The sequence below is a fragment of the Sporosarcina highlanderae genome, assembly GCF_030433715.1.
Lineage (GTDB): Bacteria > Bacillota > Bacilli > Bacillales_A > Planococcaceae > Sporosarcina > Sporosarcina highlanderae.
On record NZ_JAROCC010000012.1, the window covers coordinates 95,437 to 118,282 of the forward strand.

Consider the following 22,846-nt stretch of genomic DNA (forward strand, 5'->3'; position numbering starts at 1 on the left):
GATACCAAAAGGGTGTGTGATGGAGCCGACTGCTTTGAAAGTGTGGCCGGGGGAGGGTGCGGTACTTTACGCGCTTCACCACATGCTCCGACGCTCGTCTCGCCACTCCGGGAAAATGACTATCGCGCATATAGAGGCGGTTTGCGAGGATTTAGTTGCGGGCGATTTCGATGAAATAGGGGACAAATGGGTAAGGCGATGCCAATACTGCGGCTATTACTACAAGGACACCACGCGCAACAACAGCTCGCTCGTATGCTCGGATGATTGCAAGACGGGCAAGGATATTGCATTAAAGGCGTTTCGTAGGAAGGTTAGGAGAGCGAGCAATCCGAATCGTCGCCTAACATACAAGGAACGTTATTACGCAGACCTCGAATATGCGTTTTGGAAAAGCGATTTTCACATGTTCGAATATGATCGTAAGCGCGACGATTACTCTTATGGCGATGACATCGAGGAAGTTATTGCGCGGAGTCAGTTAAATGCGGAAATGGGCGGTAAGAAGAAGGCTGTCGAAGTCGTTCCGTATAACGGCAACGAAAAGGGAGTAAGAGACGTACACGTCCGATTTTCGAATCACGGGCAACGCAAGCCGGGTGAAGTTGTTTCATATAAGATGCCGCGTGAAGAAGTGGACGCGTATATGATGGAAACCTATGGCGAGGCGCAATTGAAGAATGAACGTAAGCGTTCGATTATTTGGGGGAAGGGGCGTTTTTAATGGTGCGACCAACTCAGCTATACATGAGAGGAAGTTTTTGCTCGCGATTTTTATTGGAATATAGGCACATAAAGGAGGGTTAGGGATGGATAGTAACAGTGGGAAAATACTTCGTGATATTCGTTTTGAAAATAGGATGACACAACAGCAACTCGCTGATGAACTCGGTGTGTCGCGATCGCATATTGCGCACATCGAGGCTGGGCGGCGCGAGATTTCTCGTGCCACTAAAATACGACTTGCGCAAGTTGTTGATATTAGCGCCAGTCTTTCTTTTTTTGAACGATTAAAAGAAATTGACAAGATATTCCCAAGTAAACCATAACACGCAATTAATAATACGTCAAGCAAAAGGAGAAATGAAAATGAATTGTGATTACAAGCTCACGGGTCGCGCCGGTTCAACGCTGAAAGAGGGCGCTTTTCATGGCCGAACCTATTCGAGCAATTTCTAAGTATATAGCAGCAAATTGCGCTAATTACGACAGTAACGGTCTTTGCCACCTTGAAACAGATAGCACCGGCGGACGGCTTTGCCCGTTCTTTGCGCCAACCGGTAAAACATGCAAGTACGCAGAGCAAGCCGTCATTCCCGGCGATGCAACAATAGAGGCAATATACAACGCGGGCAAAACGGGAGCGACCGGCGATATGTGCGAACGTTGCAAAGCGCTTTTCGAAAGGACAAGCAACAGACAGAAATATTGTTCCGAATGCGCAGCCGAAGTCCGACGAAATAAACGGATTGCATACGACGCGGAGCAGTATCAAAAAGCGAAGTCGAATCCGTACATTTAGAAACGCTAACGCTTGATTTAACCCCGATAATCGTTCGTGTAACGGCGGTAATGATGTTGGGAGTGTATTTGGTAGGGGTACGCCTATTTGATGTTCTAAATGTACGGAATAACGAAGGGGGAAATCAATCGTGGAAGTGTTCGAGGTAAAGAAGGCGATCGCTCAAAGCGTCGCAAAACTTACAGTCACCGCGGCAATATGTACGGTCGATTGTTACGGCGTCCCGGCATCTATTACAGTTGCGTTGCAAGATGACTTGCGGGAGCTGAACAAGTTAGATAGTTCGCCGTTAGTGGAGGCAGCGCAGGACATGGTTAAAATCGCCATTCGTCACAGTATCGAGCCAACTACAGAAACATACGACGAAGCGAGAATCGCAAGGGATAAGCTCGGAGATTTGCTTATTTACTCGAAGGTGGTGCGGTAATGCAGGAAATACAGATTCAGCGCCGGCAAGGGCCTTATAGCAGTACGCGCGTCATCGTTACCCGCGACGGCATGGATTTCGTATTTTTTGCGGGGCGTCACGTGGGCGAGAGGCGCATTTATGAGTTAGCACAAACGCTCGAAGGAAAATTATAAAGGGAGATTAAAACATATGACACAAATTGAGTTATTACAGGAGTTTTTAGATAAAAACTATCCGGCAGACGTAATATTTGGTGAGATTGTATTTACCACAAAGAGGGTGGCACATCAAAAGTTCCAAGTTACTGTTCGCCTCCAGCCGGACGGCCTAAGAGAACCGTCAGAAATCACAGTTACAATGGAATATTTTGATGATGCGTATAAAGTGGTCGATCATTACACCAAGTTTTTACGCCTAAAACACAGATATAAAGGTAAAAACGAATGATTGACGTACATTACAGCGCAATATCACGCCAGGTATTCGTAGATGAAGGAACAAAAACGACCGCTATCGACTTGCCGGACGGACTGGACGCCGTGGAAATTGCGTATGTCCTTCAATCGGATACTTTGCGGGAGATTGTCGCGGCTTTGGTCGGAAAGGAGCGGGTCAAATGACGTTCTACTTGATGCAACAACGACGTAGGCGGTGGAAACTATGATTACTTCTCGCCAACTTTACCACGAAGAACCGCAGGAACGTCCGTTAATGCCGACGCGTCAGGCAACATCGACACCGGCCACGCCCGTAAAGATTGCGCGCATTGTGGTAAGTGCGAGGTATTACGATAGCAGTCGGGGCGATACGGTGACAATTAACGCGGTAGATATGGAGACGGGCGACATTATCGCGGCGAAGACAATAAGCGGTATGCTATCACCTGCGCGGATATTCACGGCGAAGAATGAGGTTAAAACGAATATAATTGAAGCCGGCTATACGGTGGAAGGGGAATAAAATGCTTACTCGACAAGATAAAGCGATACAACGGCATTATGCGGATAAGCTCAAACGACAGCAACGCGCAAAATTGGAATCGGAAGCAGCCGAAAGAGCGGCACAGTTAAGGGCGGCGGAAAATCAAGCAACTGCGGAAGAAATCGAAAGGCAGCTACGGGCGGATAGAGAGCAGAAACGCGCACAGTTGGCGGAAGCAGAAGCTGCGGCTCGGAAGTTAGGAACGGTTCAATCCCGCGTGGAATATGCGAAATTAAAGCGCGAACTGGACTTTTACAATGAATGAGCGTTACTTCGCAATTGTCAATATTGAACAGCTCGAAAGGCAACGCCTATTCGTCGCGAATATATACGGTGACAGAAGTGGTCATTTAACTAATCGCATTATCGTAGCTTTTGACGGATACGATGCAGCTATCGCAAGACTAAAGGAAGCCGGCGTACGGCATGTGTGGACGAGCAATCGGCGACTTTATGGCGCAATCATTAAGGATTCGGTGATTTCCGGCGAATTGAAGCACCGCACCGAAACGGCAGAAACGGCGCGGGAAGTCGAACAAGACGCGGAAGTGCTGCGGGATATATTCGGATTGCGGGCGGCAGACGAGTTAAAACCGAAAGAGGTCGGGGGATTGCTTAAAATCCGTCGATGGATTGCGGATCAACTAATAAAAATGGCAATTAAATTGGGAGGAATGTAAAAATGACAGAACTTATTAAATTTGACGTATACGAGAAATACCGAGCAGAAGGAACACAACGCGCAGAAGCGGTTGGGGCGTTTCATGAGCGGGAACAGAAAGCAAGGCAAGAGCTCTCAGCATTGCAGGCGGAATATCAGCAGAAAATCGAGGACAGCGTAAAGACCGGCAAAGACGCTACAAAGGCACTCGATGCACTCGACGCAAAAATTGCGGAAGCTGAACGATTAGTAACCCGACGTACTACCGAATATGAGGCAGCTAATAATGCGCATGGCAATCAGCAGACAACCGAGATGGACGTTATTAATGCATGGCTACAAGATTATGCGCCAAAAGTTAAACAGTCAATCATGGGGCCGGTTAATGAGCGTTTGGAAATGGCGCGCGCCTTAATTTTATCCGCAGTCGTGGACATATATCAAGCCAACGCGGATTATAGCGATATTCATAGCGAGGTTGCGGAAGTATCAAGGGCGGCACATAGTAGCGGAAAAACAGGATTTATGTATTCGTTAAGCAAGCCGATTGATGTCATGGAAATTCAGCGTTTCGTCAGCAAATTTTCCGATGAAATTGAATCGACGAGTCGATCGAAGCAACTTCCGGCAGGCGTGGAATACATCGAGAAAGTTGCGGACGTAAATAAAGTTGAAAATGGGGAGGGACAATAATATGACAATGAATCACGCGATTGGGACAGCACTTGAACGTAAATTAAAAGCCGGCGATCCGATTACGACGGATGACATCGAGCAGGCAAGACAGTACGCACAAGCATACAGCACGGCACAAGCGATTGGACTTTATGCAAGAGTCAAACGCCAAGCGGATGGACAGCAAGAATAAGACGGGCGCCCTTTGGGGCGTCTTTTTATTACGCAAAAATAACGGAAAGAAGGCGATGAAATGGACAAAGTATATCAGTCGCGAGTAGATCAGCTTGTTTTATTGGGCGAGTTGTTGGAGGAGTATTTCCTAAAACACGGAGATATTACGCCGGCACTACGTAGAAAGATTATAGCCTACAGGTTCGCGCTCGCAATTATGAAAGCTGACGACAGGCTTGCGCCGGCTGCGAAGAAGTTTTCCGATGTAATCAGCGCAATAGAAAAGAACAATTTTAAGGCGGCTGCGCAATATGCGGCAGAAGCATTAGCGCTCGGTGAGGGTGTGATTACGTAATGGCCATGGATTTAGTTGCGAGAATATCATTACAGGATAATCTATCTGCTCGCATGAAGAAGGTAACGCGGTCGATGGGGGACGTAGAAAAGCGTACACGGTCTACTACTTCCGCATTTAGCAAAATGGGCGGCGTACTCGCCGGATTAGGTGTCGGCGTCAGTTTTACGCGTCTCACAAAGTCGATTGTCGGTATTGGTGCGGAGTTTGATACGCAAATGTCGAAAGTACAGGCGATTAGTGGCGCTACTGCGGATGAATTTAAGAGATTGCGTGATACTGCGCGTCAGCTCGGTAAAGATACGAAGTTCACCATGACCGAGGCAGGTTCCGCGATGGAATACTTAGCGCTGGCCGGTTGGAAGACGGATGCAATTATTTCCGCGATGCCGGGAATGCTTAACCTCGCAGCAGCGGGCGCATTAGACCTGGGGCGTGCGGCAGATATTACGTCAGATACGATGCAAGCGTTCGGCATTGCTGCGGAAAATGCTGCTCATGTTGCCGATGTGTTTGCGTATGCGCAAGCAAATGCCAATACGAACGTGGAACAGCTCGGAGACGCAATGACTTACCTCGCACCGGTCGCAAATGCGTTAGGGTGGGAGTTAGAAGCGTCAGCCGCAGGAATCATGGCGGTATCAGATGCCGGAATTAAAGGCGGTATGGCAGGACAAGCGTTTGCGACTTCACTTGCAAGGTTAGCAAAACCGACGAAAGCCATGAATAAGGAAATGAAACGGCTCGGTATCAATCTATTCACGGCGGACGGCAAGTTAAAGACGTTACCTGATGTTATCGGAGAGCTTGAAAAGTCAACTAACGGCATGAATAATGCGCAAAAGTCCGCAGTATTAACGACTATGTTCGGCGCACAGGCGTATAAACATTGGGCGGTCTTATTAGAACGCGGATCAACTGATTTATCGCGCATGACCGACGAGTTAAAAATGGCAGACGGCGCAGCGCAACGAATGGCTGATACGATGATGGACAATTTAGGCGGCGATTGGGAACTCTTTAAATCCGGCATGGCGGAAGCGGCATACAGCGTATACGAGAAGTTTGCACCGATGTTGCGCGGAATTGTACAGTCCGGTATCGAAGTAGCCGCGAAGTTACCTGCGGCGACAGATGCACTAATTGCGTTCAGTAAGCCATTTTTACCATTAATCAAGGCAGTCAGCACCGCGTTAGCCATTATCGGCGGATTTATGGCGGTTGTCGGCGTGTTTAAATTGATCGGCGTAGCAATTGCGTTCCTTAGTCCCCCAATGTGGGCGGCAATCGGCGTTATAACTGCGCTTACCCTCGGATTCCAAGCATTATACGACAATAGCGCACCTTTCCGTAGCTTTATAGACGGCGTAATAGGTGGCGTTAAGGGACTATTTAAGGTGCTATCCGGAGATAATTCGGGCGGACTAACGGAAATGCTTGAAGCAGGACTCGATACGGGCATTATACGCAAGATATTCGCGATTGCGGACGGTGTAAAAGGCGGAATCGACTACCTTAAAAACGTATTTAAGGCGTTCGGTACGGGTGACGTTAGCAATATTGCGACGGCGTTAGGATTCTCACCAGAAACAACGGGTAAAATCGTATCATTCGTAGAAGGCATTAAGACGCGGGCAGGCGAGTTTGTTGCATACCTATCGCAAAAGTGGACGGAATTACAGCCGGGACTCGCTACGTTGTTTGAAGCGTTCACTATCGCAAAAGATACGGTTATCAGCGTGCTATCTTCGTTATGGGACTACGTTCAGCCGGTATTAGGTGCGTGGGGTAATGCCTTGAAGATTGTCGGGGATATTGTCGTTATGGTCTTTAATAACGTGATAGCACCGGTTATTAAGTTCGTTTTGAAGACGTTCCAGGCGTTGTGGAAACTATTGGGGCCAATACTCGAATTTATAGGCGCGGCTTTCGGGTTAGCGTTTGGCGTGTTAAGGGTCGTATGGGATACAATTTTACGTCCGGTTGTCGGGTTTTTACTCGGTGAATTTAAGAACGCATTCGAAAAGGCTACACCGGCAATTGAAGCGATTGGCGACGTGTTCGGATGGATAGGAGACAAGATTTCGGGCGCAGCAGACTTCTTGCGAGGCTTTGCGGATAAGATTAAGAACTTCAAAGTGCCGGATTGGTTGTCATCGTTCGGCGGTGGCGTTGTTAATTTCTTAACCGGAAATAAAGGCGTTGCGTCCCACTTCCACGGTAAAGACCGAGTGCCACGTGATAACTATGCGGCAGTCTTGCACCGCGGGGAACGTGTGTTAACCCGTCAAGAGGCCGACGTAATGGACGCGGTTAAACCGAATATGGGTAAAATTATTGAGTTCCCACGCGTTAAATTGCCTAACTTCGATGATAAGAACGATAGATTCAGCGGGGATGCGTACTCATACGAGAACGTAGTAGGTGGCGATACCTATAACGATAATCGTTCGTATCATAACGTTACGAATACGCAAGAAGGCGGTAAGATGGGCGGCGGTATTCATATTGCGAAAATTGCCGATCAAGTGGTTATCCGCGAAGAATCCGACATACAGAAGGTTGCGGAGCATTTGGCAACAATAATAGAGCGCGAAGAGGCGCAAATGGGTTGAAGGGGGAAATTATAATGACGAAAACAAAACTATCAGAGGCGCAATTACGCGCCATCGAATACCTTGCATTACCGGATAAGGGCGGACTAACTTACGCAGAGGTAGCCGCAGAGGTGGGCGTAGACGAGCGCACATTGCGCAGGTGGCGCAGTGATGACGCATTCTACGAGGAGTTGAAGCGTAAGATTATTAAGGACAGCGCTAAGGACTTACCGCGTGTGTTTGCGTCAATGCCGGAACATGTGATAAGCGGTGGCAATGCGGCAATGGCTCGCATAATCCTACAGGCGCATGGCATGTTATCGGATAAGGTCGAGGTTCATGCGCAACATAGCGGCGGGGCGGTCGATGTAGATGCGATTAGGGCCCGTATGATGGCGCAGGCTAAGGCGCATTCAGACGGGGAGTGATTACGGAGTTAGGCGTAGACAGATACGCGCTTGTCGCAAAATGCGAAGACCAAACGCGTGACTACGGAGTTATTACGTAGTTAGGCGTAGACAGGGCGGGGTGGTTGCGTTAATATATGACGTGGCTACCTCGCCTTTTTTGCGTTGTTAGGGCGATAGGGGCGTAGCAAGGGCGGACAATGATGAATAAATCTGTTATAGTGACGCTATAATAGAAGGAAGTTGAACGGGTAGATTGCGGTGAATGTCCGGTTATGTCCGATGGAGGTTCGATTCTACGGGAAAGTCGCCTTAACGCGCGCACCTCGCCGACACTTTGAAAAGCCGTCCACAATTGCGTGTATTGAATGTACAACGTACACAATTAGGAGTATTGCGTCATGTATAAACGGCTGTATAATCGGAGTAGAAGATCGGGAAATAACGGATACCACAAAATGGTAAACGTGATACTTATGCGGTTAGTTGACGTATGTATAAACGATGTATAACGATAAATAGCGTAAAGTAAGACAAACGTTGATGTGATGCGCTTTTGGTCGAGATTTAAGTTTACATAATTAAGGTTAGAATGAGTTAAAAATGAATAAACATACATTTTTCGATTGTTTGAACAACGATGATAATTTATATTAATTGTGTATATAGACATGAATATTCAGAAAATGGTGTTCCCCCCAAGCGGGTATACGAAAAACCGCCAAACTGGACATACATAAATCTACGTATCAAATTATCGTTTCGGGTCGTAAAATATTCGCCGCATAAAATTATCACTTCGGAGAATAGACTTCAAAAGACGCAACAGGACGATATGCGAGCGTTGCTACAGCGTGCATTTGCGGAGAATGTATTCAAAGTCAATCATGCGCCTAAAGTGGCGACAATGACGCGTGGAGAGGCGTTAGACTTACTGATTAGCTACGTTGCGCGACAGGCGTAAATGCGATAGCACATGAATAGATAGATTAAAAGGCGACATACTCGGATTATATCGGGCGGGTCGCCTTTTTTGCGTTATTTCCAACGATTAATAAATGTATTCACCGTTTCCGCAACCGATTGCGCGCCGTCCCGTACTTCGTGATAGATATACGCGAGTAGGTGAGTCCATGTAATATCCTCGTCATATGGGTTGTTTTTGCGCAGATACCGCAATACCTTCCGCAATTCTTCCATGCGCCTTTCATCGAGTTCCTTGCGTAGATATTCGCGGATATAACTGTTTAAAAAGTCGGTATCCCGTATCGCGGCGTTAAGCAGTATAGCGGTTGCGCGCGATGGTGTACAATCGAGGCTATACGCCAACGCTGATAACAGTTCGTAGTCACGTGCCCTCAATCGAGTTGATACGCGCCCCGTCTTGCCTGCCGGTATCTTGCGGAATTGCGGGGGCCTTTCGGGTACACCGCGGTATAGTGTATTGCCGAAATATAAGTCCCTGCGGAAATACTGCGATAGGTGTTCGATTACTTTTCGCGAGGATAATCCGCTATGGCAAATCGCCTCGCAAACGTCCTTGACCGGTATGCCCGTTATGTAGTTTAATCGGTAAATTGTATCTCTTAATTCCATTGAAATAGTGGGCGCAACCTGCCTCTTTTTATCCGATCGTTGCTTGCGTCTAACACCCTGCCCTGCTGACATATTACCGTCCCTTCTATGCATTTTACCTGCTAACGTGTAACTGTGTAGCAGACTTAATAGTACGATATGCGCGGTAGGGGGGTGAGTATGACTACGAAATGTGTGCGCAATGTTTAGAACGTGAAAAGACCGTCCATACTGCAAGTATCATGAAAGAAATATAGTTTTGGAGGCGTTCTATATGACGAAAAAAACAAGTAAGCAACAGGCGCGGGAGGAAGCTGCGCGTATAGTCGAGTTCGGCCGCAAGATTGGATTACCGTCCAAGCCACGCAAAAGGAAATAGAAAACACCGAAAAGTAACGCTTGCTAATCCTAATTAATTGCGGTATGATTGCGGAAATAGAAGGCGCGCGTGCCTAAGTATCAATATCGTTAAATGACGTTGGTATCCCGCAATAGTCACCGTATGAGTGTCCGTTACTACTACCGCAATAGATAGCGTTAATGCTGGACGCGGGTTCGACTCCCGCCGTCTCCATAGTTTAATTTCATGGAGTTTCATTGAACGTCATAAACCTTGTTACATCAAGGTTTGTGGCGTTTTTTCGTGTCATACGATTTCATTGGATTTCAATGAAATATAGTCAAAACATACTCAATTCATAGTCAAAAGTCGATTTTAGTTCGATAGATAGTCTTATCGTCCAGCTTTATTGTACGTGGTAATCCATTTTTAGTGGGGCCAAGGTAAAGAACTTTTTTGCCACGTGCAACATCCTTAGTTATACATATTTCGTTGTTCATGAAGTCGATGTCCCGCCACATAAGTCTGACCAATAAATCTTGAGAAATTAATTTTCTGAATGTTTCCAAGAAATCAGAACCTATTGTTGTGCTAAGATATAAATATTGGTATTCAACAAACGGGCCATATAATGAAACAAGGACGATATGATATTAACCGTTCTAATACATTGATAAGGATGATTTTAAATGCTCGGAATAAAAGATTATAACCCTAAAATTTATACTAACCCATCCGGCATATTAAAAGACCATAAAGTTCAGCTTGAAAGGCTAAAAGGGAAACAAATACAAGAAATTTGGGTTGCTTGGGAACAGGCTAGCGATGAATGGTTTAGGGATTGTCCAGTTATTATTTGTTTTGAAGAGTGTCAAATAGAGTTATGTGCCTTTAAGTGGGATGAATACTTTGTTACATTTGATGAGATCTCTGTTTTACAAGATATTGAATGGTATGGAACAGGTTTACCGATTAAATGGGAAAAGAACAAAATAAATGGGCTGAATTTTGCGATTAATAAACGCATAAATGGTATTGAAATTATTGAAAGATGTGAAGGGAAAAGCACCGAGTTTTGTTTTTTAGATGGCATAATAATCTCCTTATTGGGGTGATCTTACTAATTGCTTCAAATTTTTTTAAAGAGAAAAAATATAATTAGAAATGAAAATACTGATCTAATACTTAGCTTTGAGTGACTTGCCAATGTGGTGAGTCATTTTTTATTTTTCGGAATTTTTCTTGACATTCAAGCTACTTTAAGGTTTATCATTAAATTTAAGGGGTGTGATAATTTGACCAAGTTCATGAATATACAGGATTTTTCTGAAAGAACAGGTATTTCTAAAAGTGCATTAAGGTATTATGAACAGAAAAAATTATTCTTCCCTCGGGAAAGAAGTGCAAATGGCTACCGGGTATATTCTGAGGATCAAATCGCAACAGTGAAGTTAATCTCGAGTTTACGCTTAGTTGATATACCTATAAAGGATATTCAAGTTTATTTATTGGAGAATGACGAGACAAGACGTCAGCAAATGCTGGGTAATTGGATTTACAACATAAAAAAGACAAGGGACCTTTTAAATGTTAGTTTACGCTATCTAGAAAGTGATTCTTTTAGTAAAGATATTTATCTAATAGAAAAAAGTCCAGAACAAATTATTTGGTATGATGCTGAATCTAAAATAGGAGAATTCAAACAGCACTTTTTAGATAGAGAAAATGAGTTGAAAAGACTAAATATTTCATTTAAAAATTGTTACTTGAAATATGTATCTGGTAAAGATTTCATTAAAGCGCAAATTGGTTTTGGTGTCCCATTTGACTTGAGAATAAAGGGTCTATCAGAAAATGTGTTAATCGAACAAATACCCCAATGCTTCTGTATTGCTATGCCGTTTAAAGATTCAATCACAAATATTCAAAGCGGCTACCATAAACTTTTAAGCTATGCACTCGAACATGATTGGACACCAATGTCTTCCGTATTGGAGTGGTATCATGGTGTGGATTTTACACAATTGGATTTATTAATGCCTGTTACTCAAATTGAGAGAAGAGGGGAATGACATATGGAAGAGTTGATTGTAAGTGTAGTAGATTTAATGGGAAGTTCATATGAATTGGGGTTGAAGCAAGGCGAAGAAGTTAAAACGACGCAGCTTATAAAACAACTTGGTCTTCTAGAGAATTTAACTGCTAATTCAAATGTGAAGAAAGCTAAAGAGATACTAAAGACTATCTCACCGAATCTTTTAGAAGAATTAGGAGGTCTTGCAAAAGGGTTAGAGATGGAGTTAGATACCATAATTAGACTTTATAGCGGTTATGACGTGACCTTTCCATCAATGGGTTGTACTACATTTATAAATGATGACTATTATGTACGAAATTATGATTTTAGTCCAGATCTATATGATGCAAGACTCGTTTTTTCTAATCCAATAGGAGGTTATGCGAGTGTTGGGTTTAGCCAGCAAGTAATTGGAAGGCTTGATGGGATGAATGAAAAAGGGCTTGTTGTTGGATTACATTTTGTTAATAATCAGCACGGGGCGGAAGGTTTTATTGCGACGACAATTGTTAGAATGTTGTTGGAGCAGTGTGGAAGCATAAAAGAGGCAATAGACTTAATCTCAACCATTCCCCATGGATTTTGCTACAATTATTCGATTACAGATCAAAGTGGAAGAGGAGTGGTAGTGGAGGCCTCTCCCGAGAAACAGTTTGTCAATTTCGGAAATCCACTAATGTGTACAAATCATTTTGAATCTACTAGTTTACAAGAAAAAAATATGAAAGAGATACAAAGATCAATAAAACGTAAGGAGTATATGAATAGTTTATTAACAGAGGAATTATCACCAATAGCTGCATATCGTCAGTTTAATGATGGAAACTCTCCTTTATTTTTTAATAACTATAAAGAGCATTTTGGAACGCTGCATACCGTCGTCTATTTACCAAAAGATTTAAGCCTCATCATAGGTGTTGGTGAGAATAGTGAACCAATGATGCTTTCGCTAAGAAAATACTTGGATGGAACTACTAATCTTCCTGAAGTTATAAAAGGGGTAATTAATCAAAGGGTTTAAAATTGATTACCCCTTTCTATTTTTAGAAATGTCTTCAAATGCAAACGAAATATGAAGTCAATTTACATTAGTTTTTTATAAGTATCAACCGAACGTTGTAAAAAATATAGTCAATATGTAAGCCTCCAATCAAACAACGCATAAAAGGTACGCTAATTTTTATTTTAGGCTTACGTTATTATTTCTATGAACTTTAGTAAAAGTAATTCAATTAACCAAGCTCTTCCTTCTAAACTGCATACTTTAAAGTATTACGTTTAAGGAGGTGATTATAGTGGTTAGGATAATTGATTACGAAGCAGTACAACCCATTCGTAGGTTTACTCCCGCTAGACCAATTACGATTCCTCGTTCACCATTAAGGGTTTCATTGGCAACTATTCGAATAAGAATTCCCAGTGGTGCAACTCTAAATCGTGTAGAATTAATTGCGACAGTAGGAGTGCGTGGGGTTACAGGCGTATCCCAAATTTTGTTTAGGATCTTCAGAGACGGCAGAGAAATCTTCGATACCCAAGTAGGGATAGAATCCGATTCTGAATCAGAAGTAAACTATGTAGAAACATTCCAAGCAATAGATTTTAATGTTGGACAAGGTACACATGTTTATCAAGTAACTGCACAAAATTTGACTCGTGGGACAGAAGCTGAAATTGTAGGCCCTGTTTCCTTTAGTGGCTTAGCAATTGCTCAATCATAAAGGGTGATTCTATTGTTAAGGAATGCTTGGCTTTAGTAGTAGGCCAAGCATTCCCTTTTTTAATCTTGTATGTATGGCAGTTTTACAAAGTCGCTCTATTTGTACAAAGAAGGGTCCCTACATAAAACCGAAACCGAAGAGGGTGAAATTAGGGTTGAATACTCAACTGATGGGATATAGAAAGATAAAGGGAAGTATTCAAAACTAAAAACATTTTAGGAGGGAAAATATAATGAAGAAAATTTACATCTTATTTGTCGCGGCATTTGTACTGATCTTAGGAGCTTGCGCCGAATCCGGCGTTTCAACTGGCGGAGATGGTAATTCTGTAGAATCGAAAAACACAGGGGATAAAAAAGGGGCACCGAAAAAAGACGACGGTTCGAAATTGGTGGATGCTACTGCTCAAACAACTGAAGCTGCGGGACTGAAAGTAAACCTTGGTGAAATTAAAATTTCCGAAGATCGAATTGCAGTAGGAATGAACATAGAGAATACGACTACTGACGTACTCACTTTCTACCCGGATATGGGCGGTACTGTCGTTATTGGAGACATGCAGCTCGATGCGAACTTCATGTACACGGAAGGTTCTATTGGGGGGGAAATTCAAAGTGGCGTTAAAAAAGATGGCGTGATTGTATTCTTGGTTTCAGAAGGCAAAACAATCGATATATCAGCTGTCAAAGAACTGAAATTTATTTTTGGTGATGTTACTACGAGTGACTATATGACAAGCGAACCTGTGAACTTTACTGTTCCAGTTCAAGAATAAAGGTAAAAGGCATACTTCATAAAAAAAGGCACATTATATTCATTGAATAGGTTATCATTATAGACGAGAAAAGAAATGTAGGTGAACTAAGTGGGGAAATATCAATTGGATAACAAAGGTAAATCGGCTGTGACAAAGTATCATGAAAAAAACAAGCCGGCCAAATTTGATAAAAAGCAGCACTTGGAAAAATTACGTGCGGAGTATTTGAAAAAGAAGCAAAAACAAACAGATGAATAATATGAATTAAAACATAGGGAGGCTAAATCTCCCTATGTTTTTTCTTATTCCAAGTTCTCTTGTTCAAATTTGAAGAGAGACCTTCTATTTCTTAAAGGGAATATTCAACAATTCCGGAACAGTGACAAACTCGTACCCTTGCTCTAACAGTGTCGGGATAATCTGGTGAAGCGATTCGATCGTATTGGTTCGATCTCCACCCGATTCTGCCCCATCGTGCATGAGAATAATCGCGCCTGGATGAGTAATGTCTAACACATTTGAAGCAATAACTTCTGGCGGCTCTTCCTGCCAATCCAACGAATCAACCGACCAGCCAATCACGTAGTAGTTCATGTCGCGTAGCTTTTCGACTAATTCATTGTATAAGAAGCCATATGGTGGTCTAAATAGTTTTGTCCGGTAACCAATAATGCCGTTTAGAGCGTCCTCCGTTTTAGTTACTTCCTGCTCTAAGGTTGAAAGGTCGGATTCTTCGACAAGGTTAGGATGGGCGTACGTATGGTTCCCGATTACATGCCCCTCGTTTTGCATTCGCTTGACAATTTCGGGATTGGCAACGGCCCTTGAACCTAACACGAAGAATGTTGCTGGTACATTGTACTGTTTCAATACATCTAATACATCATTTGAAAATCGAGGGTCAGGACCATCATCAAAAGTTAAAGCAACTCGTTTTTGATCAGTAGGACCTTGCAAGAAAAAGATATCCGGGTACCGTTGTTGTAGGATTCTTAGATCAACGGGCTGCTGAGGGTCTCGAACGGAGTTTTCAGATCCCCCGTCAAGGTCTGGCAAATCCTCTTCTGGATCGCCTTGTATGACCGATTTCGACCCTTGCTGCGATACATTTATCAAGGGTTCCTGATTCGCATGAACAGTTATGATATCTGTGATATAAAAACTAAATATAACCCCCGTAACCAACAACCACTTGACTATCAGATCTTTCATTCATTCATTCATCTCCTTTTTAATTCCTACATGTTGATAACAGAGACTATTTATTATCACCATTGTTAATTTGAACGAAAGAGGGTTAATTATTCTAAAAAGGAGTGAACGTGGTGCTAATGCCATAGTTTGAATTAAGGAGGGTTTCAATAATAGAAAATAACAAAACCAGTTCTGATCATTAAGAAAATGATTTGAACTGGTTTTTAAATATACAATGATGAAATAGCAAAAACACACAGTTAAACCTGCTCTATCACTGTTGATTGCAACTTCCTTATTTCCACAACACCCTTGTCCACAGAAGTTTCTACATACCCAATGATCTGCTCAAGGGTAAAGACATGCAGTTTATCATTCAAAACTATGTCTTTATCATACTCCATATCCCCAATGACAGAAGGCAGAAATTCCATTACATCCTTGGAGGATACTTCATCTAAATCTATAACGGCGGGAATATGGGTTAGGCTATTTTTCAGCTCATCCTTAAGCCCATAGTACTCTAACAATTTTCCGTTAAGCAGCTGAAAGTCGTTGTGATAGCGTTTGAATACTTCATTATCAGCCTCCATTCTATTTTTGAGCCATGGGAGGTAGAAGCCCTTAAGCCAAATGTCGTCAGCTATTAAATGTGTAAAGTAGCCCAATACATAAAGATTTTCTGAGGCATCTTGGTATTTCTCCAAGAAAGCCATATAATCCACATGTCTTGAATAGTCCTTCAAATCTCCTGCAAAGAAGTGGGATGTATCCTTGGATGGGACGGCGTCAGGAGCTACGCCCCCAATAAGAAAGGGAACCTTATCTTCTATTGACAGCTTCTCAGCTATTTTACGTACAATGATTACATGCATGATCCTTGAGCCCATAGTAAACCTCCTCCTTTTTTGTAAATTTATGAATTAAAACTAAATGTCCTGTGATTACTATCGTAAACCACTACTATGATTCTGTAAAATTGGTTTAACTAATTTTCTCTGGGGAAAAGTTAGTGTATGTAAATCTCGGGAGGTGTGTTCATGAATTCGAAATATGAAGAAGTCCTAAAGGTGATTAAAGATTGCATTGAGGCATGTAATACTTGCTTTGATGCATGCTTGAAAGAAGAAGATGTGAAGATGATGGCTGAATGTATTCGGTTGGATAGGGAGTGTGCCGATATTTGTGCGTTAGCTGTGCAAGCGATAACGCGAAATAGCCCATTCACTAATCAGATTTTAGAACTATGTGCAACTGTTTGCGACCGTTGTGCGGAAGAATGCGCTAAGCATGAAGCGGAGCATTGCAAACGTTGTGCTGAATCTTGCAGAAGATGTGGGGAAGCATGCCGTCAAGCGGTGGCTTAACGGTATTGAGAAACATTTGTCATGGAGTATTTTGGGAAATTGCAGTTGGGTTATGTTAGGTTCTGGTGAAATTTTGAATTAATTCAGAACCTAACGCCCATCACTGCTTTATTCAATCATATATTACATTTTTTCCTTGTTCTTTTAATGTATTTAAAGATGTAAGCATTTGATTTATTTGTTCATCCGAATGGCGTTCCCATGAACTTAACTCGGCTATTATTTTTAAAGGGAATTTAGACCTGTAAGAACGTGTTGGGTTTCCTGGAAATCTCTTGTCGGTTAGGTTTGGATCATTTTCAAATTCACCGGTTGGTTCTACGATATAAATTCTTTCTTTTGCATTCGATTTTGCTAATTCTGCACCCCATTTAGCAGCTTCCAAAGTTCCAGTAAAATAGATATGATTCGATTTTTTATCCTGATAATTGGATAAGTGGAAAGGCTCAAGCAGATCTCCGGTTTTCAGTTCTGCTTTTGTGCCGTGAAAGAATGGACCAGGATCTAAGACATTTTTGTTCTCATTCATAATAGATACACCCCTACTGTTTATTGACTTGCGTACTACAGTATAAGACACGGAATGGAGGAAAAACAGTCTATAAATAATAATCATATGGTTGTATAATAGAGATAGGTAGCAAGCTAAAAGCCAATTTAAAAGCGAAGGATTACTATAAACTATTTTGAAAGTCTGTATTGTATTAGCTTGCTTTCGGCTCCTAAATATTCATTACTACCGACTCTACTGACTTCCTTAAAACCAATTCTTTCAAGCATTTTTCTGGCCCGATTATTCGTTTCATGTGTTTCAGCATCGAAAACTGTAATTCCTAAATGTTTTGTGGCATATTCCATCATGCGTTTACTTGCATTAAATCCAATCCCTTTTCCTCACAGCAAACTTTCGCCAATTGCAATGCCCAATTCAGCTGAATTATCTTTAATGAAGGCTAAGTCTGCATATCCAATTAACTTATTTTCCATTTCAATTCCCATTCTAATAAAGTCTTGAGAACCATTATGAACACAATGCTGCCACCACTTAAATAGTTCTTGCTCATTTCTATTCTTATCCCAATCATTCGCCATGCAAAATACCTCGTCCTTACTCCACTGTAAAACATGATCAAAATCCTCCATAGTCAATGGCCTAATTTGTAAATCCATATTTCCACTCCTATATTTGAAAAAAATATCCTTTATTATACAGATAAATGATGCACAGTTGCTTTGCAATGTCACTTCTTCAGGTGCGAAAATACAGAACCTGTACGGATATAAGCTGTAAGATATTAAGTATATCTTTGTCTTTATGGCAATGATATACTTAATTTTATTTTCTGAAGAAGATATACTTGAAAATAGGATCTATTTTAAGTGTTTAACTAAATTACTGTTAGGGTGGGGGATTAAAAATGATACGTTTTGAAAGTGATTATGCAGAAGGTGCTCATACACGAATTCTGAAACGACTACTTGAAACCAATGAAGAACAAACGCCTGGATACGGTATGGATGAATATTGTGAAAGGGCCAGGGGCTATATTAGAGAAGCGTGTGATATGGAGAATGCAGATGTGCACTTCTTAGTCGGCGGGACTCAAGCGAATACTACGATTATCTCTTCCATATTGCGCCCGCATCAAGGAGCGGTTTCTGCAATTACGGGCCATATTGCAGGACATGAATCGGGAGCAATTGAAGCCACTGGACATAAAGTGCTTACTTTGCCGAGTGACGATGGGAAAATTAATGCGAGACAAGTGAAAGAATTATATGACGCTCATTGGAACGATGCCACTCATGAACATATGGTACAGCCGGGTTTGGTTTACATTTCACACCCTTCCGAGAATGGGACGACTTATAGTAAATCCGAGTTGGAGGAATTGAGTAAAGTTTGCCGGGAATGTGGTTTGCCGTTATTTATGGATGGAGCTCGATTAGGGTATGGCCTTGCTGCAAAAGACAACGATCTATCTCTTAAAGACATCGCAAGACTTTGTGATGTGTTCTATATCGGTGGAACGAAATTAGGGGCGTTGTTTGGAGAAGCTGTTGTCATTACAAATGGTGACCTTAAAAGAGACTTCCGGTATATGATCAAACAAAAAGGCGGACTGTTAGCTAAGGGAAGATTATTAGGGATCCAATTTGAAACCTTGTTTGAAGGTGGCTTATACGATGAGATTTCCAAGCATGCTGTAGACTTGGCGATGATGATTAGAGAAGCGTTTGTTGAAAAAGGGTTTTCATTACGATATGATTCCAAAACAAATCAACAGTTTCCCATTTTACCGAATGATGTGCTGAGTGAATTGGGCAAGAACTACTCTTTTTCCTATTGGGAGAAAGTCGATGATACGCAAAGTGTTGTGAGATTTTGTACGAGTTGGGCTACGAAAAAGGAACATGTTGAACAATTGATTGAGGATATTAGAAATTTAGATCTTTAATGGTATTTTTTACAACAGTGAAAAGAAGCATGAATTTTCCAGTGTGGAGGATTATGCTTCTTTTTTCAGTTTCATTCAAAAAATCTATTAAGCATATTTTTCGGGCAGTAGTTTGTATATATTTTTTAAATTCTTAAATTTACTGCAATTTAGGTTTTTACTTGCTATTATAGTAGAAGGTGAATTAATAGGTAAGGAGTGAAAAGTTTGAAGGCGATTCGTGTAGATTATACACCGAACATAAACGGTGTTGTACAAATTCCAGGTTCCAAAAATAGCTCATTGGCTCTACTTGCAGCAGCTTGTCTTTCAGATGAAACGATAACCTTTAAAGGAATACCAAATATAGCTGATTTCCGTGTGATTTGTGAAATGGGAGAAGAAGTTGGACTGAAGATTAAACGTGAACTTTCTGGGGATGTTTCCATCGATCCGAGATGGATATCTTCTACCGATTTTGATCCTGTAAAGTCTTCTTCATTTAGGACGGCGTATTATTTTATAGGTGCACTACTTGTGAAATATGGAAAAGTGTCAGTAGGTTATCCTGGTGGAGATAATTTTGTCAGCCGGCCAATCGATCAGCATATAAAGGCTTTAGAAATGATGGGGGCTAAGTTTACGTATCATAACGATTATTATGAGGTAGAAGCGAAAGAATTGCATGGGGCAACCATTTATTTTGATACGATCACTTCTGGTGCAACGATCAATGCAATGTTAGCAGCTGTTAGGGCAAAAGGTAAGACGGTGCTATTAAATGCTGCGCGTGATCCAGAGGTCATTGATACGGCAATTTTTCTAAAAACAATTGGTGCGAAAATAAGTGGGGCTGGAACGGACACGATTCGTATCACCGGTGTAAATCAGTTGCATGGCGGAACGCATCGCGTAATTCCCGATCGGTTGATAGCGGGTTCATTCTTAATTGCCGCTGGCGTGGCAGGGGGGAGTGTAACGGTTACAGATGTCATCCCGGAGCATCTTGGATCCTGCATTTCAAAGCTTGAAGAAATTGGCATGGAAATCGATGTACAGGATAACTCCATTACTGCAAGTTCTACAGGAAAGCTTATTGCGTCACGGATTCGAACAGGTATGTATCCAAGTTTTGCAACAGACTTACAGCAACCAATGACAACCTTATTTACTCAAGCTTCTGGGAAAAGTATTGTAGCGGAAAAAATCTATCCGAATCGATTTCAACATGTCGGTCAACTGAGAAAAATGGGAGCCGACATTAGAGTGCGATCTGGAGTTGCTTTTGTTAAAGGGAAAAGCAATCTGATGGGGACTACCGTTTCTGCTTCAGATATTCGAGCTGGTATTTCATTGATCCTTGCGGGCATGGTTGCAGAAGGTACTACTTACATTACCGGTGTTGATCATATCGAACGCGGTTACGAGGATGCCGTAAATGCTTTTCAATCGGTAGGGGTACGGATTGCTAAAGAAGATATTAACTATAAAATTAACAACCCGTTTTACGGGAATGCTCGGAAGGGTTGTTAAATTAATAATCAGGGCTAAGCAAATCCCAACGCTTAGCCCTTTCTTTAGCGGAGCAGGTTAATTCAATAAACAATCGATTTGGTAGCCCCAATAAATTAAAATACAGAGTAAATTTATTAGGAGGTATTAGATGAAACCACGAATTTCAGTTATAACATTGGGTGTAGATGACTTGGAAAGGTCTTTAAAATTTTACAAGGATGGACTTGGACTACCAACAAAAGGAATAGTAGGGCAAGAATTTGAGCATGGTGCTGTTGCATTTTTCGATTTACAATCAGGAGTAAAACTCGCAATTTGGAAACGTAAGGATATAGCTCATGACACAAGCATAAACCAGACACCAATAAGTCCAACTGAATTTACGATTGGTCATAATGTTGGGAGTAAAGAAGAGGTCGATATGGTAATGGAACAGGCAAGGAAGGCTGGTGCAATTATTACAGTTCCAGCACATGATACCTTTTGGGGAGGATACTCTGGATACTTCCAAGACCCAGAAGGACATTTGTGGGAAGTTGTATGGAATCCAGCTTGGGAATTTACAGAATAAGTGTAAGTATATCTTCATTTTCAAATAAAGGGTGCTTTACTTCAAGAAGGAGTAAGGCTTTTTTCTTATTGAACTAACGGGGCAGGTTAGTGGAAGAAGGAATGTCTTTTAGTAGTGGTGAATTATTATCATATAGATGTTTTTAAGGATGGTGTTAAATAGATGTGGAAGGACTATATAAGTTCAATATCTAAAGATTATGCTTTGAAACCACCGGCATCTCCTGCTGAAATAATTCAAATTTCAAAGGAACTAAATGTGGAACTACCAAAATGTTTGTTTGAATTATATGGTGAAACAAATGGAGTGTTCGATAGTTTCGGTTGTCCTTTAATATGGTCAACTTCACAAATAGTAAAGGATAATTTATTTTTTAGAAACTTTGGTGACTATAAGGATATTTATATGCCATTTGAACACTTGTTATTTTTTTCGGATAACGGCTGCGGTGACCTATTTGGCTTTAAAATATTAAATGGTAGCATTCAAACAGAAGATATTTATGTATGGAACCACGATGATGACAGCAGAACGTGGGTTGCTTCATCCCTGGAAGTATTTATTAAAGGTTGGATTACTGGTGAAATTACTACTTAGATAAAGGTATTTGATTATTAAAGTAACGAGTGCATTAGTTGAAGATCGTTGAGGTGCTTAGAAAGTCTTTTTCTTCTTCAACTAACGAAGCAGGTTAGTTCAAGAAGGATTAGTGATAAAATGAAAGAAAAACGAGGTGCTAATATGTTTCTTAATGATTATATGAGTGAGAAGTTCCCTAATTTAAAACTAAGACCACCTCTTTTTTATAATTGGGATACAGGTATTCGATTTGAGTTGGGCAATCCTGATGACAATGATGAAGTAAGTTATATGAAGAGTGTCTATAACCGTTCTTTATCTATTTTCAAAAGCCTTCATTCTGTTGATGATGAAATAATTATAGTAGCCAACGTACATCATGCTGGCGAACAAAATTTATTAAAAAGAAGAAAACTAAAAATATTTAACCATTATATAAAATCTAAAAATGTCTTATATAGACTACAACATAGGGTTATTCCATATGTTTTTGAAGATGTGTACGACATCTACGACTTTGAAACTCATAGATACACACTTCAATGTAATGTATCTGAAGTAAAATACATTAACATGATAAAAGCAATTTGTAATCACGACATGGATATTAAACCTAAAATATTTCATGATGTATTTTTTATCAATAAAACCAAAAATACAATCTTTCATATTTACGATGACAGAGGTTGTGATGTTTTATCTTCAGACAAAGAGTCTATTGGTCATTTGTATAAAAATTACAACGATTGGATTTTAGATTATGACAGGAATACAATTGATAAAACATTTCAATAATCGACCTGTACTTACTCAACTAACGGGTGCTTTACTTCAAGAAGGAGTTAAGCTTTTTTAACTCCCATGAAAATTAAACTCTCAACTACGCAAAAATGACAACACTAAAGAAGACGCAACTCAGGTTTTTTAAAAA

The 22,846-nt window shown here is 41.4% G+C and carries 32 protein-coding genes and 1 pseudogene; 28 read left to right on the plus strand and 5 right to left on the minus strand.

What is annotated here, in order from left to right; genetic code table 11:
• Positions 1 to 115: 115 nt before the first annotated feature.
• The 16 genes from P5G49_RS14335 (at position 116) to P5G49_RS14410 (ending at position 8,745) form a co-directional block, all read left to right on the plus strand.
• A complete protein-coding gene (locus P5G49_RS14335; protein WP_301244831.1) occupies positions 116 to 724 on the plus strand; it encodes a hypothetical protein in 609 nt (202 codons plus the stop codon).
• Positions 725 to 809: 85 nt separating this feature from the next.
• Positions 810 to 1,049: a helix-turn-helix transcriptional regulator gene (locus P5G49_RS14340; protein ID WP_301244833.1), complete on the plus strand. Its 240-nt coding sequence runs from the start codon at positions 810 to 812 to the stop codon at positions 1,047 to 1,049.
• 101 nt (positions 1,050 to 1,150) lie between these two features.
• Entirely contained in the window at positions 1,151 to 1,522 is a 372-nt protein-coding gene (locus tag P5G49_RS14345) for a cysteine-rich VLP protein (protein WP_301244835.1), read from the plus strand.
• A gap of 130 nt (positions 1,523 to 1,652) precedes the next feature.
• Positions 1,653 to 1,949, plus strand: coding sequence for a hypothetical protein (locus tag P5G49_RS14350; RefSeq protein ID WP_301244837.1), 297 nt, complete (start codon positions 1,653 to 1,655; stop codon positions 1,947 to 1,949).
• The gene (locus tag P5G49_RS14355) at positions 1,949 to 2,104 is read left to right on the plus strand and encodes a hypothetical protein (RefSeq protein ID WP_301244839.1); all 156 of its coding nucleotides are present in this window, start codon (positions 1,949 to 1,951) and stop codon (positions 2,102 to 2,104) included. Before P5G49_RS14350 ends, P5G49_RS14355 begins: the two co-directional genes overlap by 1 nt.
• A 16-nt stretch (positions 2,105 to 2,120) precedes the next feature.
• Positions 2,121 to 2,378: a hypothetical protein gene (locus P5G49_RS14360; RefSeq protein WP_301244841.1), complete on the plus strand. Its 258-nt coding sequence runs from the start codon at positions 2,121 to 2,123 to the stop codon at positions 2,376 to 2,378.
• A complete protein-coding gene (locus tag P5G49_RS14365) occupies positions 2,375 to 2,551 on the plus strand; it encodes a hypothetical protein (protein ID WP_301244842.1) in 177 nt (58 codons plus the stop codon). The genes P5G49_RS14360 and P5G49_RS14365 overlap by 4 nt, the downstream gene beginning before the upstream one ends.
• A gap of 40 nt (positions 2,552 to 2,591) precedes the next feature.
• Positions 2,592 to 2,891: a hypothetical protein gene (locus P5G49_RS14370; RefSeq protein WP_301244843.1), complete on the plus strand. Its 300-nt coding sequence runs from the start codon at positions 2,592 to 2,594 to the stop codon at positions 2,889 to 2,891.
• Between the two features lies 1 nt (position 2,892).
• Positions 2,893 to 3,177: a hypothetical protein gene (locus P5G49_RS14375; RefSeq protein WP_301244844.1), complete on the plus strand. Its 285-nt coding sequence runs from the start codon at positions 2,893 to 2,895 to the stop codon at positions 3,175 to 3,177.
• On the plus strand, positions 3,170 to 3,592 hold the full coding sequence (locus P5G49_RS14380) for a hypothetical protein (RefSeq protein ID WP_301244845.1): 423 nt from the start codon (positions 3,170 to 3,172) through the stop codon (positions 3,590 to 3,592). The genes P5G49_RS14375 and P5G49_RS14380 overlap by 8 nt, the downstream gene beginning before the upstream one ends.
• A 2-nt stretch (positions 3,593 to 3,594) precedes the next feature.
• The gene (locus tag P5G49_RS14385; RefSeq protein ID WP_301244846.1) at positions 3,595 to 4,266 is read left to right on the plus strand and encodes a hypothetical protein; all 672 of its coding nucleotides are present in this window, start codon (positions 3,595 to 3,597) and stop codon (positions 4,264 to 4,266) included.
• A 1-nt stretch (position 4,267) separates the two neighbouring features.
• Positions 4,268 to 4,441, plus strand: a complete 174-nt coding sequence (locus tag P5G49_RS14390) for a hypothetical protein (protein WP_301244848.1) — start codon at positions 4,268 to 4,270, stop codon at positions 4,439 to 4,441.
• A 60-nt stretch (positions 4,442 to 4,501) separates the two neighbouring features.
• A complete protein-coding gene (locus tag P5G49_RS14395; protein WP_301244850.1) occupies positions 4,502 to 4,777 on the plus strand; it encodes a hypothetical protein in 276 nt (91 codons plus the stop codon).
• A complete protein-coding gene (locus P5G49_RS14400; protein ID WP_301244852.1) occupies positions 4,777 to 7,392 on the plus strand; it encodes a phage tail tape measure protein in 2,616 nt (871 codons plus the stop codon). Before P5G49_RS14395 ends, P5G49_RS14400 begins: the two co-directional genes overlap by 1 nt.
• A gap of 14 nt (positions 7,393 to 7,406) precedes the next feature.
• Positions 7,407 to 7,802 carry a phBC6A51 family helix-turn-helix protein gene (locus tag P5G49_RS14405; RefSeq protein WP_301244853.1) on the plus strand — a complete coding sequence of 132 codons (396 nt, stop codon included), beginning with the start codon at positions 7,407 to 7,409 and terminating at the stop codon, positions 7,800 to 7,802.
• A gap of 814 nt (positions 7,803 to 8,616) precedes the next feature.
• The gene (locus P5G49_RS14410) at positions 8,617 to 8,745 is read left to right on the plus strand and encodes a hypothetical protein (protein ID WP_301244854.1); all 129 of its coding nucleotides are present in this window, start codon (positions 8,617 to 8,619) and stop codon (positions 8,743 to 8,745) included.
• A gap of 74 nt (positions 8,746 to 8,819) precedes the next feature.
• Here the strand turns inward: P5G49_RS14410 and P5G49_RS14415 are convergent, their stop codons facing one another.
• On the minus strand, positions 8,820 to 9,449 hold the full coding sequence (locus P5G49_RS14415; protein WP_301244855.1) for a hypothetical protein: 630 nt from the start codon (positions 9,447 to 9,449) through the stop codon (positions 8,820 to 8,822).
• Between the two features lie 936 nt (positions 9,450 to 10,385).
• On the opposite strand from P5G49_RS14415, the gene P5G49_RS14420 reads away from it, so the two are divergent.
• From P5G49_RS14420 to P5G49_RS14445, 6 genes are all read left to right on the plus strand, one after another.
• The gene (locus P5G49_RS14420; protein WP_301244856.1) at positions 10,386 to 10,811 is read left to right on the plus strand and encodes a hypothetical protein; all 426 of its coding nucleotides are present in this window, start codon (positions 10,386 to 10,388) and stop codon (positions 10,809 to 10,811) included.
• A gap of 180 nt (positions 10,812 to 10,991) precedes the next feature.
• Positions 10,992 to 11,768, plus strand: a complete 777-nt coding sequence (locus tag P5G49_RS14425) for a helix-turn-helix domain-containing protein (RefSeq protein WP_301244857.1) — start codon at positions 10,992 to 10,994, stop codon at positions 11,766 to 11,768.
• A 3-nt stretch (positions 11,769 to 11,771) separates the two neighbouring features.
• Positions 11,772 to 12,794 carry a C45 family autoproteolytic acyltransferase/hydrolase gene (locus P5G49_RS14430; RefSeq protein WP_301244858.1) on the plus strand — a complete coding sequence of 341 codons (1,023 nt, stop codon included), beginning with the start codon at positions 11,772 to 11,774 and terminating at the stop codon, positions 12,792 to 12,794.
• A gap of 274 nt (positions 12,795 to 13,068) precedes the next feature.
• Positions 13,069 to 13,494 carry an exosporium protein C gene (locus tag P5G49_RS14435; RefSeq protein ID WP_301244859.1) on the plus strand — a complete coding sequence of 142 codons (426 nt, stop codon included), beginning with the start codon at positions 13,069 to 13,071 and terminating at the stop codon, positions 13,492 to 13,494.
• A 232-nt stretch (positions 13,495 to 13,726) separates the two neighbouring features.
• Positions 13,727 to 14,269, plus strand: a complete 543-nt coding sequence (locus P5G49_RS14440) for a hypothetical protein (RefSeq protein WP_301244860.1) — start codon at positions 13,727 to 13,729, stop codon at positions 14,267 to 14,269.
• A 90-nt stretch (positions 14,270 to 14,359) separates the two neighbouring features.
• Positions 14,360 to 14,509, plus strand: a complete 150-nt coding sequence (locus P5G49_RS14445) for a hypothetical protein (RefSeq protein WP_301244861.1) — start codon at positions 14,360 to 14,362, stop codon at positions 14,507 to 14,509.
• Positions 14,510 to 14,593: 84 nt separating this feature from the next.
• Here P5G49_RS14445 and P5G49_RS14450 read toward each other — a convergent pair whose 3' ends face one another.
• On the minus strand, positions 14,594 to 15,463 hold the full coding sequence (locus P5G49_RS14450) for a polysaccharide deacetylase family protein (RefSeq protein ID WP_301244863.1): 870 nt from the start codon (positions 15,461 to 15,463) through the stop codon (positions 14,594 to 14,596).
• Between the two features lie 242 nt (positions 15,464 to 15,705).
• Complete coding sequence (locus tag P5G49_RS14455; protein WP_301244865.1) at positions 15,706 to 16,335, minus strand: zinc dependent phospholipase C family protein; 630 nt, start codon at positions 16,333 to 16,335, stop codon at positions 15,706 to 15,708.
• A 150-nt stretch (positions 16,336 to 16,485) separates the two neighbouring features.
• On the opposite strand from P5G49_RS14455, the gene P5G49_RS14460 reads away from it, so the two are divergent.
• Complete coding sequence (locus P5G49_RS14460; protein WP_301244867.1) at positions 16,486 to 16,812, plus strand: four-helix bundle copper-binding protein; 327 nt, start codon at positions 16,486 to 16,488, stop codon at positions 16,810 to 16,812.
• 112 nt (positions 16,813 to 16,924) lie between these two features.
• Here the strand turns inward: P5G49_RS14460 and arr are convergent, their stop codons facing one another.
• Entirely contained in the window at positions 16,925 to 17,341 is a 417-nt protein-coding gene (gene arr / locus P5G49_RS14465; protein WP_301244869.1) for an NAD(+)--rifampin ADP-ribosyltransferase, read from the minus strand.
• Between the two features lie 152 nt (positions 17,342 to 17,493).
• Positions 17,494 to 17,982, minus strand: a pseudogene (locus P5G49_RS17590) (GNAT family N-acetyltransferase).
• Between the two features lie 248 nt (positions 17,983 to 18,230).
• On the opposite strand from P5G49_RS17590, the gene P5G49_RS14480 reads away from it, so the two are divergent.
• The 5 genes from P5G49_RS14480 to P5G49_RS14500 all read left to right on the plus strand — a co-directional run bounded on the left by P5G49_RS14480 (position 18,231) and on the right by P5G49_RS14500 (position 22,710).
• Positions 18,231 to 19,271 (plus strand): threonine aldolase family protein, encoded by a 1,041-nt coding sequence (locus P5G49_RS14480; protein ID WP_301244873.1) that lies wholly within the window; start codon positions 18,231 to 18,233, stop codon positions 19,269 to 19,271.
• A 207-nt stretch (positions 19,272 to 19,478) separates the two neighbouring features.
• A complete protein-coding gene (murA, locus tag P5G49_RS14485; protein WP_301244874.1) occupies positions 19,479 to 20,783 on the plus strand; it encodes a UDP-N-acetylglucosamine 1-carboxyvinyltransferase in 1,305 nt (434 codons plus the stop codon).
• A 130-nt stretch (positions 20,784 to 20,913) separates the two neighbouring features.
• A complete protein-coding gene (locus tag P5G49_RS14490; protein ID WP_301244876.1) occupies positions 20,914 to 21,336 on the plus strand; it encodes a VOC family protein in 423 nt (140 codons plus the stop codon).
• Between the two features lie 162 nt (positions 21,337 to 21,498).
• On the plus strand, positions 21,499 to 21,933 hold the full coding sequence (locus tag P5G49_RS14495) for an SMI1/KNR4 family protein (RefSeq protein WP_301244878.1): 435 nt from the start codon (positions 21,499 to 21,501) through the stop codon (positions 21,931 to 21,933).
• A 120-nt stretch (positions 21,934 to 22,053) separates the two neighbouring features.
• Positions 22,054 to 22,710 (plus strand): DUF3885 domain-containing protein, encoded by a 657-nt coding sequence (locus P5G49_RS14500; RefSeq protein ID WP_301244879.1) that lies wholly within the window; start codon positions 22,054 to 22,056, stop codon positions 22,708 to 22,710.
• The last annotated feature ends 136 nt before the right edge of the window (positions 22,711 to 22,846 follow it).